The sequence below is a fragment of the Pseudomonas quasicaspiana genome (genome assembly GCF_021147825.1).
Classification (GTDB): Bacteria; Pseudomonadota; Gammaproteobacteria; order Pseudomonadales; family Pseudomonadaceae; genus Aquipseudomonas; species Aquipseudomonas quasicaspiana.
Genome location: NZ_JAGTPI010000042.1, coordinates 22,667 through 36,385, shown reverse-complemented (window position 1 = coordinate 36,385; position 13,719 = coordinate 22,667). Strand labels below are relative to the sequence as shown.

Genomic DNA, 13,719 nt, shown 5'->3' with positions numbered 1-13,719 from the left:
GTTGTTGTTATTGCTGGAGATCCAGCGCCTGTTGTTTTAGCTCGCGTTTGCGCGTCATCGGCAGATCTTCCTGATCACCGTAAGGTGCGCTGTACCATTTGCCATAAGTCGGATTAGGCAGCAGGAACCAGCGCTGTCCCAACCAGGCCAGATAAGGCGCGGCAGCCTTGCGTTGTGCAGCCAGGTTATTGCTGTCGGCCTGGATGAAATCACCAAATGAATCCCCTACCAGCATCAATACCCGTGCATGGCTGGCGACCCATTGGCGGCGGCAGGTCTTGCCATAGCCGTCCTTCTCACATCCACCAGTGGGCGTCGCCGCCGCCAGAACCTGCTGCGCATCGTCCACCGGAAAACCACGCAGGCGCAGGTTCTTCACTGTGGCCGCCACTTGTGAATGCTCCCGATTGGTCAGGTAATACACCTTGACGCCACGCTGAGCGGCGGCCTGCAGGAAACCCACCGCCCCCGGCAAATCCTGAGCTTTGGCCTCGTCCACCCAGACATTCCAGCGATCATAGGAATAAACCTGATCGTTGCGAATATCCCGCGCGTTAAGCGGAATGTTATCCAGCAGGGTTTCGTCGATATCAACGATCACCGCTGGCGGCAACCCGGTCAGGTTACGCGGTGCTTGCGGCAAGGCATCCCAGGTCGGATCGGCCAGTGCGACATCGAGTTGCCGCGTGGCGCTGTCGAACACCTGCCGGTAAATCAACTCGTGCTCGATGGACGTCTGCGTCCACAGCACGGCATCCAGTTGATCATTGGCGGGTGGCCGTTGCTGGCACCCGGCGAGTGCAGCGCACAGTACCAACGCGCCACTGATAAAGAACTTGCCCATGCTTGACCTCAGAAATTCACAGTGGCCGACACTCGCGCAGTACGCGGTGCGCCGGGGAACAGATAGCCGTCGCCCGCAGACTCGCCCACATCACGCCAGTAACGCTTATCGAACAGGTTGTCGACAGTCAGGCGCAGCACCGTGTCATAGCCCTCGACCTTGGTGCTGTAACGGCCGCCCATATCAAACACCGCATAGTCGTCGACCTTTACGCTGCCTTGCCTGTTGGCGTACTTGCTACCGCTGTACTGCACACCACCTAACAAGGCCAGCCCGTTAAAACCGGGAATACTGTAATCACCGTGCAGGGCGGCACGCAGTTTGGGTATGTTGATCGCCTGATGATCGTCGTAGGCGTCGGTGCCGCTGCCAGTGACACGCGCCCGAATCGCGGCGACGCTGGCCGATACTTGCAGATTCGAAGTCACTCGACCATTGGCAGACAGTTCAAGCCCGGTATTTTTTTGCTTGCCTTGCTGCACGTAGGTCAAGGTCCCGTCGTCGTTGGGACGGTTGTACTGGTAGTCCTGAGAGATCTGGAACAGCGCGGCGGTCAGGCTCAAACGCTGCCAGTCGTGCTTGACCCCCAACTCGATCTGCCGGGATGTCGTCGGTGGCAGAATCTCATCGGCGTTGGTGCTGAACCAGGACGCCTCGCCGCCCAACGACAAGCCTTTGCTGTAGCTGATGTACAGCGCAGTGTCCGGACGCGGTTTGTAAATCAGTGCCGCCTGAGGCAGAAACTCCGCCCGTTGGGTATGGCGGGTGGTGGCGCCTTCTTCGTCATAGGTTTTTTCGTCAAGGCGAACTTGCCGCCCGCCCAGCACGGTTTGCCACTGCTCGTTAAAACTGATCCGGTCGGTGGCGAACAGGCCGTACTGACGGCTGTCGAGGTGACGGTAAGTGTGGCCCGCCTCCCCCGAAAATGACTCGAAAGTATCCGGAGTGGTGCCGATTACCCCGCTGCCAATGAACTCGTTGAGTGCATCACGACGGTCCACCACACGGCGGAATGCTGTAGTTCCGAACGTGAGTTCATGCTTGAGAAATCCGCTGTCGAACTGCCCGCTGATTGCGGCCTGGGCTTCGTCATTGCGACGGGTGTCATCAGGGCTGCGGTAGTCCGAGATATCGTATTCACCTTCCGGGCTGAAATAGTTCGCGACGTTCACGCCTGCGCAACTGGCCGAGCCATAACAGCCCCAGGCGAAGGTGCTGTAGTCATCAATCACTACACGACTGCGGGAAGCGCTGAAACTGGCTTTCCATGAATCGTTGAAGCGGTACTCATAAAGCCCGTCAAGGTTCAGCGACTGGATACCCACCGGGTTGGACCAACTCTGGTAGCCCAGCAGATCACGGGGGTCAGGGTTATGCGGAACTCTGGTGCCGCCCAGCAACTGGTAACCCGGCACGGAACGCTGTTCGCGGTTTTGGTACTCGGCATTCAGTTGCAAAAGACTGTCTGGGCTGATGTTCCAGTCCACCGCCAGCGAGGCGAAATCACGTTTGCCGTCGGCGTGATCCACGTAAGAACGAATGTCCTCATGTGCCAGGTTGGTACGAATACCGAACTGCCGCTCGCTGCCGAACCAGCCACCCAGATCCGTAGCCAGGTAACGCTCACCCTGCTCATTGGTCGAGACAGTGACGGAACGTACATCTTCCGGACGCTTGCTCACGTAATTGACCACACCACCGGGCTCTGACACACCACTTTGCAAACCCGCAAGGCCCTTGAGCAATTCAACCTGCTGCTTGTTTTCCAGCGCGACGTTCTGCTCGCCGGTGATCGTCCGGCCGTTTATTTTGTAGCTGCTGGCAGAATTAAGGGCAAAACCGCGGACCACGAAATTTTCGTAGTAACCGACTGGCGCATAACTCTCGCCTACCGAAGCGTCGTTACGCAGCACTTCACTGAGCAGCCTGGCCTGCTGATTCTTGAGTCGTTGCTCGGTGATTACGGCAATCGACGCCGGTGTGTCCAGCAAAGGCGCTGGGCCAAAACCGCCCACCGTGGCCTCAATGGCCTGATAGCCAGCGTCTTGCTCGCCGTTGACCGTGATCGCGTCCAGCAGCACGCCGCTATTTGCGGCTGTACCCTCTTCTGCCCACGCCGCCCCCGCCAGCCAACCATTGCCCACGCCACAGGCCATCAACACACCAATTCTCAACAGATTTGGCGAAAACCTCGGCGCGGGTGACTCAGACATTCGATAAGACATAACCATGAAAGCTCCTTTGTGGGCGCTGTATACCGACGCTTTATGCCGGACGCAAGCGCGAGGCCTGCAAACAGTGCGTTACAACTGGATTTTTCAAGGAGAGAAGACGTCAGACAGGGATATGCGATCTGTAGGAGCGTGGGTTCATGCAGGTGACATGTAAACACAGTTCCCGTGGGAGATCTTATGTTTGCCCGCAAGCGTGATCCGGTCAGTCCTACGGATTTGCATAGATTCTGTGGGAGCGAATTCATTCGCGAAGAGGCCGGTCCATCCGCAGCCTGTGTAACGTATTGAAAACTGCCTTCCCGAATGAATTCGGTCCCACCGGTCCTATACGAGCCTGAAATCATGACCAACCTGTATGCGGTGCTTGCCCGCAATACAGGCGCTGGAAAGCTATCGTCAAACCCGCGATTGACGCCCAAGAAACGGATGACTTGGATCGTTATAGCCCGGGGTCGAAGAATGCCCGGTAACCACCAGTTCATTCACGAAAGCCTCGTCTTCGGCCGTGAACCCGTAGTTCAGCGCGGGCACGTAGTCATTCCACTGTTCTTCGGTACGCGGGCCTGCAATGGCCGACGTCACCAGCTTGTTGTTGAGCACCCAGGCCAACGCGAATTGACCGGACGTAATACCCCGTGCTGCGGCGTGGTCCTTGACTCGCTGAGCCAGATCCAGCGATTCGGCACGCCATTCGGTCTGTTGCAGACGCGGGTCGTTGCGTCCAGCCCGGGTACCTTCGGCCGGTGGCTGGCCCGGATCGTACTTGGCGGTCAATACCCCACGGGCCAGCGGGCTGTAAGACACCACGCCAATTCCGTAGTACTCGGCAGCAGGCAAGTGTTCAACTTCAATCTGACGGTTAGCCAGGTTGTACAACGGCTGAGTGGCAGCAGGACGCTCGATGCCCAAAAGATCAGCAGTACGGCTGAACTCTGCGAGCTTCCAGCCACGGTGGTTCGACAAGCCATAAGATCGGATCTTGCCCGCCCGGATCAGATCCGACAGCGCACGCAGGGTTTCTTCCACCGGCACGCTGTCGTCCTCGCGATGCAGATAAAGCAAGTCGATGTAATCGGTGTTCAAACGCTTGAGGCTGGATTCCACAGACTGAATGATGCTGGGCCGCGATGCGCCACGATCATTGGGTGCCCGGCCACCGGGATTAGGGTTACCAAACTTGGTAGCCAGAACCCAGTGCGAACGACGCTCCGCGATCAATCGGCCGACCACTTCCTCGGATACTCCGCCGTTGTAGTTATTGGCGGTGTCGATGAAATTGATGCCCTGTTCAAAGGCCTTGTCGACAATCCGCTTTGCGACCGCATCATCGGTCTGCTCACCAAACATCATGGTGCCCAGGGTAAGTGGCGAGACCCTGACACCATTACGGCCAAGGTTGCGGTATTCGATAGCGCTCATGGGTGCTCCAGAAATGGGTTGATGACTTCGGCGTTGAGTTGGCTCGCCCTGCAAGATACTCCTGAAACAAATGCATGGGGATGCCAATCGCAGCCTTCGGCAACTCCTACAGATTCAATGTTCGCCGCGAGACAGCGCGGTGTCGGGGGCGCACAGCGAGCTCATACAGAAAATGTATTTCCAGTTCAAAGGGTTAGATTTTGCGAGGAGAACTTCAGTCAACATCAAGCTCTTGCAGCCACTGACGGCTGAGCCTTGTGCAGATTGAACAGCGTCACAGCAGGATCGCGGCGGTATTCACTTGGCGTGAGCTGCATCTCATGACGGAAATGCCGGTTGAAGTTGGACAGGTTGCTGTAACCCACTTCGAAGCAGACATCGGCCACTGACATTGGCGTCTGCACCAGCAATCGGCAGGCCCGTTGAATTCTCAGTTTGCGCATCAGGTCGATGAAGCCATGGCCCGTAACGCGTTTGAAAAAGCGTGAAAAACCCGGCTCGCTCATGTGCAAGCGATCAGCAATGACTGAAACCCGGATATCGCCCGTCAGCTCGGCCTGCAAGTATTCAAAGGCTTTGTGAATACGCTCGGCACTTTTTGCATCCAGGGTAGGCGCATAACACGCGCTGGCCAGAAGCTTCGTGTGAGTCGGCGGCGCATTGAGCAGCACGCCCAGCAACTGCAGAAACAACACCAGGCGCTGTAATCCCTGCGCAGGTCCAATGGCTTCGAGTAACCGGGCGGCTTCGATGGCCGTCCCGCCAGTGAACTCAATGCCCCGTCTGGCCCGCTCGAACAGGGACTGTAAATGGCCAAGTTCGGGCAACAACTGGCGCAGTTTCAACAATGATCCACCGTCGAATTGCAGGACCACATCCCGCCCTTGCAAATATTCGTGCGGTGCCAGGTCCCCCATCCAGTCATGAGGCAAATCCGGACCGATCAGAGCAACGTGCCCGGCACTGAATGCGCCGATATAGTCACCCGCCACCAGTTTGCCGCTGCCACGACGGATGAGATGGATTTCAAACTCAGGATGGTGATTCCAGCGTGCGAGTGAGTAAGGATAATCGTGTTCATACCAGCGAAAGCTCTGCTCAGGCTGCGGCAGAATAATCTCCAGTTCAGCCGGTGAGTGCTCAAAAAGACTCGTGAGACTTTCAGCCATGATCCGCTCCTTTTTATTGTCATTGTGAGCTTGGTGATAACACGCACCATACGCCCGTCACGATCCCCTGCTCCACCTCAAACTGACCGGCGACTGATACTTTTTTAACCCTGAGATGATTCGACTGTCGCGGTTAAAAAAGTATCAACACGCCGTCCCCATTGCGTTTGCCGGGAATTCTGGCAACTGCTGTAATCGGCCCGTAGCCTCCTGCTGATCCGGATGTGATCAGTGAGGGCATAAAACAACAATAAGAATTCCGCGCCACAGGCGTGGAGTGGAGAGCATCATGCAAATGATCCCGAAAGCGCTCCTTCTGTCCGCTGGTCTGGCGTTTATCGCGTCCAGTCAGGCCGCCGAAACCATCACCATCACCATCGCCACCGTCAATAACAGCGACATGATCCGCATGCAGCGGCTGTCGAAAGTCTTTGAGGAGCAGCACCCCGACCTCAAACTCAATTGGGTGGTGCTGGAAGAAAACGTCCTGCGCCAACGGCTGACCACGGACATTGCCACTCAGGGTGGCCAGTTTGATGTATTGACCATCGGCACTTATGAAACGCCGCTTTGGGGCGCCAAAAACTGGCTCGAACCCATGAAGGACTTACCATCTGACTACGATCTGGAAGATATCTTTCCCTCGGTGCGCCAAGGCCTATCAGTTGATAACACGCTTTACGCCCTGCCCTTTTATGGCGAAAGCACAGTGACTTATTACCGCACTGATCTGTTCAAGCAGGCCGGCTTGAGCATGCCGGAACATCCGACCTGGACCCAGCTCGGCGAATTTGCAGCAAAACTCCATCACCCTGATAAAGAACAGTACGGCATGTGCCTGCGGGGTAAATCCGGATGGGGCGAAAACATGGCACTGCTGACTACCATGGCCAATAGCTTCGGCGCGCGCTGGTTCGATGAGCAATGGCAACCCGAACTGACAGGGCCCGAGTGGACAGCGGCCGCCAACTATTACGTCAATACGCTCAAGAACTACGGACCGCCCGGTGTTTCAAGCAACGGTTTCAATGAAACGCTGGCCTTGTTTAACAGCGGCAAATGCGCGATCTGGGTAGATGCGAGCGTCGCGGGGTCCTTCACAACCGATAAAGAACAAAGTCGGGTGGTTGACAGCGTGGGCTTTGCCCCGGCTCCGGTTGAAGTCACTGACAAGGGTTCTTCGTGGCTGTATGCGTGGTCGCTGGCGATCCCCGCTACCTCCAGACATAAAGACGCGGCCAAAGCCTTTATTACCTGGGCGACCTCCAAAGAATACATTCAACTGGTCGCGCAGAAGGATGGCATCACCAACGTACCGCCAGGTACTCGCACCTCCACCTACAGTGAGGCTTATCTGCAAGCCGCACCGTTCGCCAAAGTCACGCTGCAAATGATGCAGAACGCTGACCCCGCCCACCCGTCGGCAAAGCCAGTGCCTTACGTGGGCATTCAATACGTGACCATTCCAGAGTTCCAGGCCATTGGCACATCAGTGGGCAAGCTTTTCGCCGCTGCACTCACCGGGCAGACCTCCGTTGCACAAGCGCTGGATGCCGCACAAAAAGTCACCATCAGGGAAATGAAACGCGCGGGCTATCCGAAAAAATAACTCACGCTATAGCTCTCGAAATGACCTGAGCTTTGTACTTTTGAAGGATGGATTGACATGAAACGACTTGAAGGTAAAAGCGCCCTGATCACGGGGTCTGCAAGAGGCATCGGCCGGGCATTCGCCGAGGCCTATATTCGCGAAGGAGCAACGGTCGCCATCGCCGACATCGACCTTGAACGGGCACGCGCGACTGCTGAAGAATTGGGCAAGCAGGCCTACGCAGTAAAGATCGACGTCACTGCGCAAGCTTCCATTGATAACGCCATTGCCGAAGTGGTCGGAAAAACCGGAAAGCTGGATATCCTGATCAACAATGCGGCACTGTTCGACCTGGCTCCGATCACTGACATAACCCGTGAAAGCTACGACCGCCTGTTCGCCATCAACGTGGCAGGCACGCTGTTCACCTTGCAGGCAGCAGCCCGACAAATGATCAGTCAGGGAACCGGCGGCAAGATCATCAACATGGCGAGCCAGGCAGGACGACGCGGTGAAGCGCTGGTCGGTGTCTATTGCGCCACCAAGGCGGCGGTAATAAGCCTCACACAATCGGCGGGGCTAAACCTCATCAAACACCGAATCAACGTCAACGCCATTGCCCCCGGCGTCGTCGACGGTGAGCATTGGGACGGTGTCGACGCGCTGTTCGCCAAACATGAGAATCGCCCGCTGGGAGAAAAGAAAAAACTCGTTGGCCAGGAGGTTCCTTATGGCCGCATGGGCACCGCCGATGACCTGACCGGCATGGCGATATTCCTTGCCTCGCAGGAAAGCGACTACATCGTGGCCCAGACCTATAACGTCGATGGGGGTAACTGGATGAGTTGACTGGCACCTGCCCGTGTGACGGCGCCACGGATGAGCGACGCACGGAGGAAGATATCAACGTGCGTAAACCACCTGATCGCGATCGACGGACTCAGGTGAACCTGGGTGTTGGTCAACCAGCCCCAACCTGGGTACGACACTACCCCGCTCTAGCAAGGCCCCCGGCGCCACCACAGCATTGGCACCGATCCTCGTACCGTCGCCCACCAGCGCGCCAAATTTTGCGACGCCGGTTTCAATGATCGTATCGCCGTGGAGAATCCGGATATCGGCCCCGGCAAATTCGTTGCGATAGTTCGCGATAACCGCGCCGGCCTCGATGTTCACATCCTGGCCCAATAATGAGTCGCCCACGAAATTGAAGTGGGCCAGTTTGCTGCGGTCGAGCATGAAGCTGCTCTTCAATTCGCAGCTGGGACCGACAATACAATCGCTGCCAAGGAACACGCCGCCACGTAAATAGGCACCTGCGGCGATAAAACAGTCAGGCCCGATCACGATCGCCCCTTTGAGTACGGCGCCGTCTTCGACCTGCGCCGTTTTATGGATAGCGATATCGCCCTGGCGCTGATAATCGGGCCCAAGCTTAGCCAGGATGGTGCGTACAAAATTTTCGCACTGCTGCGTGATCTGCCAGGGTGAGCGGGCTTGCGCATCAAGACCTAGCGCCTCCCAGTGCGAGATAAATTCTGAAATCGATATCCCGTGCATTCAGACTTCCTTTGAAAAGTGAGTAGAACGTTGCCGACTGCGGGCAGCAGGTTCACTGAATGGTTGCACATGTTTGATCATCGGTAAGACAGCATTTTTGCCATGCTGGAGCGAGGCTTGCCCGCGAATCGCCCTACTCGGTGAATCAAATGCAACGAGTTGTAGTACTTCGCCGGCAAGCCTGGCTTCAACAGAGTGCTTTGCGTCTGCACCCGGGAAAAGCATTACCGGGCAAAAAAACAAAATTGCCGTGTGCTTCTTTCGTTCTTTCATACGTCGCAAGCTTCATTGCCTGTTTTCTATGTCTGGAGCCCCCCAATGCTTTCGCCGAAATCCCTGCCCACTGCGCTGTTGGGCCTGGCCCTTGTCTGTCCGGCGCTGGCCGAGGCGCAGGAAGTGGAGCTGGGCCAGGTGCTGATCCGTGACCAGGAGCGAGGCAGCGAGGACCAGTCAGTCGAAGACGCGAAGGAACAACTGGCAAAGGTGCCCGGCGGAACCAACGTGATCGACCTGCGTCAGCCGTTACAGGGCCGCGTAGCGAGCAATCAAGATGTACTGGCGTATCAGCCCGGGGTCTATGCCCAGTCTGCGGGCAACGAAGGGGTAAAAATCTCCATACGCGGCTCGGGCATCAACCGCGCGCCGGGTGCCCACGCCTCCGGCCTGTACGCAATGCTCGACGGCCTTCCACTCACTGGCCCTGGCGGCACGCCCTATGAGCTACTTGAGCCGCTGTGGCTCGACCATGTAGAGGTGCTGCGCGGCGCCAATGGTTTTGACCGGGGTGCTCTGGCATTGGGCGGTGCCATCAACTACGTCAGCCACACTGGCTACGATGCGCCGCTGTTGCAGGTGCGCTACGTAACCGGTAGCCACGGATACCAACAGCGGCAGATCAGCTCCGGGCAAGTGCTGGGCGACTTCGACTACTACGTGGCGATGACCGATGCGCGCTCCGATGGCTATCAGGACCACACCTCCAGCGAAAGCCAGGGTGTCATCGCCAACTTCGGCTATCGCTTCAACCCGAATCTGGAAACCCGGTTCTATTTTCGCCATCGCGAGACCGATAACGAGCTTGCCGGGCGGGTCACCAAGAACTCTATCGAACACGACCCACGTGCCGCAAATCCCACTTATGAATCGCGGGACTATAATCGCGACCAGCCGGGCAGCACGTTTATCGGCAACAAAACCACCTGGTACATCGACGACGATTCAAGCATCGAGACCGGCCTCGTCTACCACGATTACCCCATGGACCTGCGCGAGGGGCCTAACCGCCTGCGGGTCGCCTACACGGATGTCAGCGCCACCTTCGACTACAAGCGCCGTGACACCCTGTGGGGTCTGGAAAGCAACAGCACGCTGGGTTTGCGCGTGACCAAGCACTTGCCCAACTCCGGCGCCAGCGAATTCGTGCGTATCCCGACCGGCAACACCGCCGGGTATGCGCCGGGCACCCGCATTCGTAACTTCACCTATCAAGGCTCGGACACTGTTCTGCACGTCGGCAATGATCTGGAGATCGCCGACGACCTGTGGCTGACCACGGGCCTCGCCGCCATTTACACACGTCGCGAAAGCGCCGTGACCTATCCTGATGGCGGTGGCAAAACCAGCATGGGCGACTGGGACTACGCGCCACGACTGGGCATGCGCTATCAGTTGACGCCTGACATGCAGGTGTTCGCCAATCTCAGCCGCTCGGTGGAAGGCCCGCATCCGTGGTCACTGATCTACAGCGCTGACCAGCGATTCCCGGCGGGCAGCGGCGTCGCCACCGGTGCCCAGCGCAACCCGGTCAAACTACGCAACCAGACCGCTACCACCCTGGAGTTGGGCGGACGGGGCGACAGCACACTCGGCGAATGGAGCCTGGCGTGGTACTACTCGCAAGTCCGTCACGAACTACTTTCTGTGCTGCCGGACGCCAACGCAACTACACCTTACGAGCTTAACGCCAGCCCTACGGTTCATCAGGGTGTGGAAGCCAGCCTGCAGAGCAAACTGTGGTCCCATGAAGGAGGCGAACTGAGCCTGCGTCAGGCTTATACCTTCAGTGATTTCCACTACCGCGACGATGATCGCTTCGGCGATAACCGGCTGCCCGGTCTGCCAATGCATTACTACCAGGGCGAGCTGCGCTACGACTGGCCGCAAGGTTTCTTCGCCGCTTTCAACACCCAGCTGGTGTCCAAAGCCGCCGTGGATTATGCCAACAGCTACTACGCCGACCCTTACGCACTGTTCGGCGCGACGGTGGGTTACAACGCCCCGAAGAACGACTGGCAGACCTGGGTCGATATGCGCAACCTGACCAACAAACATTACGCCGCCACTGTCACGCCGGGCTACGACGACCGAGGGCTGGACGCGGCGCGCTCAACCCCCGGCGAAGGTCTGGGGGTTTATGTCGGGGTGTCGTGGAGTTTGCGCTGAAGGCCTGAACGGCTGTCATTGAGCGGTTTGAAGCTGCTAGGATTCGGCCCTGCTGTTGGCGTACTCACCGCTTGACGCTAAGGACTTTGATTGAATACCGCTGCACTGCCCCGCCGCCCCGGCAACGGAAAAATAGCCCTGCTCGGGCTGCTGCAAATACTGTCCTGGGGCGGATCGTTCTACCTGCTCGGCGTATTGGCCGATCCTATCGCTGCCGACACAGGCTGGCCGCATCAGTGGGTCCTGGGCGGAGCATCCATCGGTTTGCTGGTGGCCAGCCTGTTGTCGCCATTGTGCGGACGACTGATTGCCCGCATCGGCGGACGCAGAGTGTTGGCCGCCCATGGTCTGATTCTCGCCGCGGGCCTGTGGATGATGGCGCTGGCACCCTCGTTACCGGTCTTTCTGCTGGCCTGGGTCATCATCGGCATCGCCATGGCCAGCGGACTTTACGATGCGCTGTTCACGTCACTGGGTTCCACCTATGGGCTGGAAGCACGACCGATCATTGTCGGCATCACCCTGATTTCAGGGTTCTGCACCACCGTGATCTGGCCGCTGCTGGCGGTGATGGATCACCTCATGGGCTGGCGAATGACCTGTGGGGTGTTCGGCACCGTTGTTTTGTTTGTGCTCTATCCGCTATACCGTTATGCGCTGGACGCCCATGTGCCGGTTGCAGCATCCGGACATGCCAGCCAAGGCAGCGGCACGCCGCTCGCCTCCTCCATCTATTGGTCTATGACAGCGCTGTTCGCCATTGCCGCAGCGTTGATGACCTGTCTCTCCATTGTGATCCTGACCATCCTGCAAGCCCGCGGGCACAGCCTGGCATCCGCCATTGCACTGGCAGCGATGATCGGCCCGGCTCAGGTGCTGTGTCGGGTCATCGACCTGATGTTCAAACGCAAAGCGCCGATGTTCACGGCGTTATTGTCCAGCGGCTTTACGGCTTTGGGATTGCTGCTGGTGGACTTCGCACCGAGCCTGGTGGCCTGGGGACTGGTGTGTTACGGCGCAGGTAACGGCCTGCGCGCCATCGTCAAAAGCACCTTGCCTTTGGTGGTGGTGCATCAAAGCGATTACGCGGTGGTGTCCGGCAAAATGGCACGCCCGGCATTACTGGCCCAGGCCGTAGCGCCCATCGCCTGCGGTTATGTGATCTCGCAACTGGGCAGCGAAGCGATGATCCATGTGCTGACAGCCATGGCATTGATTGCCTTCGGGTTATGCCTGTGGCTTGCCCGATTGGTGACGCGGCGGACTGCCTGAAAGACGCCTGAGTACGGGTGGGAAGGCTATCCCCTCTGTGGGAGATTTTATCCTGGCCTGCAAGGGTTGTTCCCGGTGGGAGCGAATTCATTCGCGAATGCGTCTTGTCAGACGACAGAAGTATTGAATCTGCCGGCCCCTTTCCCGAATGAATTCGGTCCCACAGGTTTTGCATAAGCTTGAAATGCTACCAACCTGTGGGATTTTGAACCTGATAGCTGTGGGCTGCTGGACGACAGCCTCCTCTTTATCATGGCCATCGAGTGAGCAGCTCAGGCAAGTTCTTCAACCCAAAACAATCACTGCACCACGCTGAGCTCCTCGCCATGCACTGGGCGTCACTCCCACCAGCCGCGTGAACACCCGGGTCAGGTGCGGTTGATCAGAAAAACCGCATGTCTGAGCAATGTTGACTAACGAAAGCCCAGGCTGGGCCATCAACAACTCTTTAGCCTTCTCGACACGCATCTGCAGCAACCAGGTGTGCGGCGCAACACCCGTGGCCTGTTTGAACGCGCGGGAGAAATGACTGCGACTCAGCGAACACTCCTGGGCAATCCGTTCCACGGAAAGATCGCTGCCCAGATTGCTGGCAATCATCTCCTTGGCCAGACGTTCCTGAAGCGGCGTCAGCGTGGTCGTGAACTTTCCGGAAGTAGAAGCGATACGGCCGTATTGAGTGACCGAGTGCGCGCACATCGCTAACAAAATGTGATCAATGAACAACTGATTGGCCGCTGCCGGGTTGCGTAACGCGGGCAGCATCGCCTGCGCCAGGTGATACAGCACCGGGTCCTGAGCGCCCTGTTCGTAGCGAAAACCACTGATGATCCGCCCGCCATTCTCACGCTGGTAGTCGTCGAAGGTTTGCCGCGGAATGTTGAAGCGAAGGTTGTCATAAGACGCGCGATGCTGACAGCGCAGCTCATCCCCCATGAATGGCAAGGAAACACTGCCCTGACGATAGCCACCGGCATAACTCAGACGTCGCCCCCGCCATAACCGATGCTCGGCAAAATCTTCGAGCTGGACGATGATCGAAAAGGCATCGAGGCAGGGAATATCAATGATCTTCTCAGGATCCGGACGCGCATCCGCCACCCGAGTGGCGGAGAACTTTTCAGTATGCAAATGGGCGATGGCAGGGGCGCTCAAGTTGATTCCTTCGGCTCGGGGCGGGAAACACGT

At 57.8% G+C, this 13,719-nt stretch carries 11 protein-coding genes; 4 read left to right on the top strand and 7 right to left on the bottom strand.

The window, feature by feature from the left end:
- Window positions 1-7 precede the first annotated feature (7 nt).
- The 4 genes from KDX30_RS20915 to KDX30_RS20900 all read right to left on the bottom strand — a co-directional run bounded on the left by KDX30_RS20915 (window position 8) and on the right by KDX30_RS20900 (window position 5,666).
- The gene (locus KDX30_RS20915; RefSeq protein ID WP_027899346.1) at window positions 8-844 is read right to left on the bottom strand and encodes a 5'-nucleotidase, lipoprotein e(P4) family; all 837 of its coding nucleotides are present in this window, start codon (window positions 842-844) and stop codon (window positions 8-10) included.
- 8 nt (window positions 845-852) lie between these two features.
- Window positions 853-3,075, bottom strand: a complete 2,223-nt coding sequence (locus tag KDX30_RS20910; protein WP_231677403.1) for a TonB-dependent siderophore receptor — start codon at window positions 3,073-3,075, stop codon at window positions 853-855.
- A gap of 399 nt (window positions 3,076-3,474) precedes the next feature.
- Window positions 3,475-4,497, bottom strand: coding sequence for an aldo/keto reductase (locus KDX30_RS20905; RefSeq protein ID WP_183141681.1), 1,023 nt, complete (start codon window positions 4,495-4,497; stop codon window positions 3,475-3,477).
- A gap of 224 nt (window positions 4,498-4,721) precedes the next feature.
- Window positions 4,722-5,666, bottom strand: coding sequence for a helix-turn-helix domain-containing protein (locus tag KDX30_RS20900; protein ID WP_099268274.1), 945 nt, complete (start codon window positions 5,664-5,666; stop codon window positions 4,722-4,724).
- A gap of 289 nt (window positions 5,667-5,955) precedes the next feature.
- On the opposite strand from KDX30_RS20900, the gene KDX30_RS20895 reads away from it, so the two are divergent.
- Both KDX30_RS20895 and KDX30_RS20890 read left to right on the top strand, forming a co-directional pair.
- Window positions 5,956-7,275, top strand: coding sequence for an ABC transporter substrate-binding protein (locus tag KDX30_RS20895; RefSeq protein WP_231677402.1), 1,320 nt, complete (start codon window positions 5,956-5,958; stop codon window positions 7,273-7,275).
- Between the two features lie 57 nt (window positions 7,276-7,332).
- The gene (locus KDX30_RS20890; protein WP_122706360.1) at window positions 7,333-8,106 is read left to right on the top strand and encodes an L-iditol 2-dehydrogenase; all 774 of its coding nucleotides are present in this window, start codon (window positions 7,333-7,335) and stop codon (window positions 8,104-8,106) included.
- A gap of 54 nt (window positions 8,107-8,160) precedes the next feature.
- Here the strand turns inward: KDX30_RS20890 and KDX30_RS20885 are convergent, their stop codons facing one another.
- Entirely contained in the window at window positions 8,161-8,817 is a 657-nt protein-coding gene (locus KDX30_RS20885; protein WP_231677401.1) for a DapH/DapD/GlmU-related protein, read from the bottom strand.
- A complete protein-coding gene (locus KDX30_RS20880; RefSeq protein ID WP_231677400.1) occupies window positions 8,818-9,090 on the bottom strand; it encodes a hypothetical protein in 273 nt (90 codons plus the stop codon). It abuts the gene before it with no gap.
- 45 nt (window positions 9,091-9,135) lie between these two features.
- Here KDX30_RS20880 and KDX30_RS20875 point away from each other — a divergent pair, with 45 nt between their 5' ends.
- Both KDX30_RS20875 and KDX30_RS20870 read left to right on the top strand, forming a co-directional pair.
- A complete protein-coding gene (locus KDX30_RS20875; RefSeq protein ID WP_231677399.1) occupies window positions 9,136-11,259 on the top strand; it encodes a TonB-dependent receptor family protein in 2,124 nt (707 codons plus the stop codon).
- Between the two features lie 90 nt (window positions 11,260-11,349).
- Window positions 11,350-12,531: an MFS transporter gene (locus KDX30_RS20870; protein WP_231667249.1), complete on the top strand. Its 1,182-nt coding sequence runs from the start codon at window positions 11,350-11,352 to the stop codon at window positions 12,529-12,531.
- A 285-nt stretch (window positions 12,532-12,816) separates the two neighbouring features.
- Here the strand turns inward: KDX30_RS20870 and KDX30_RS20865 are convergent, their stop codons facing one another.
- Window positions 12,817-13,686, bottom strand: a complete 870-nt coding sequence (locus tag KDX30_RS20865) for an AraC family transcriptional regulator (protein ID WP_122397022.1) — start codon at window positions 13,684-13,686, stop codon at window positions 12,817-12,819.
- Window positions 13,687-13,719: the final 33 nt, after the last annotated feature.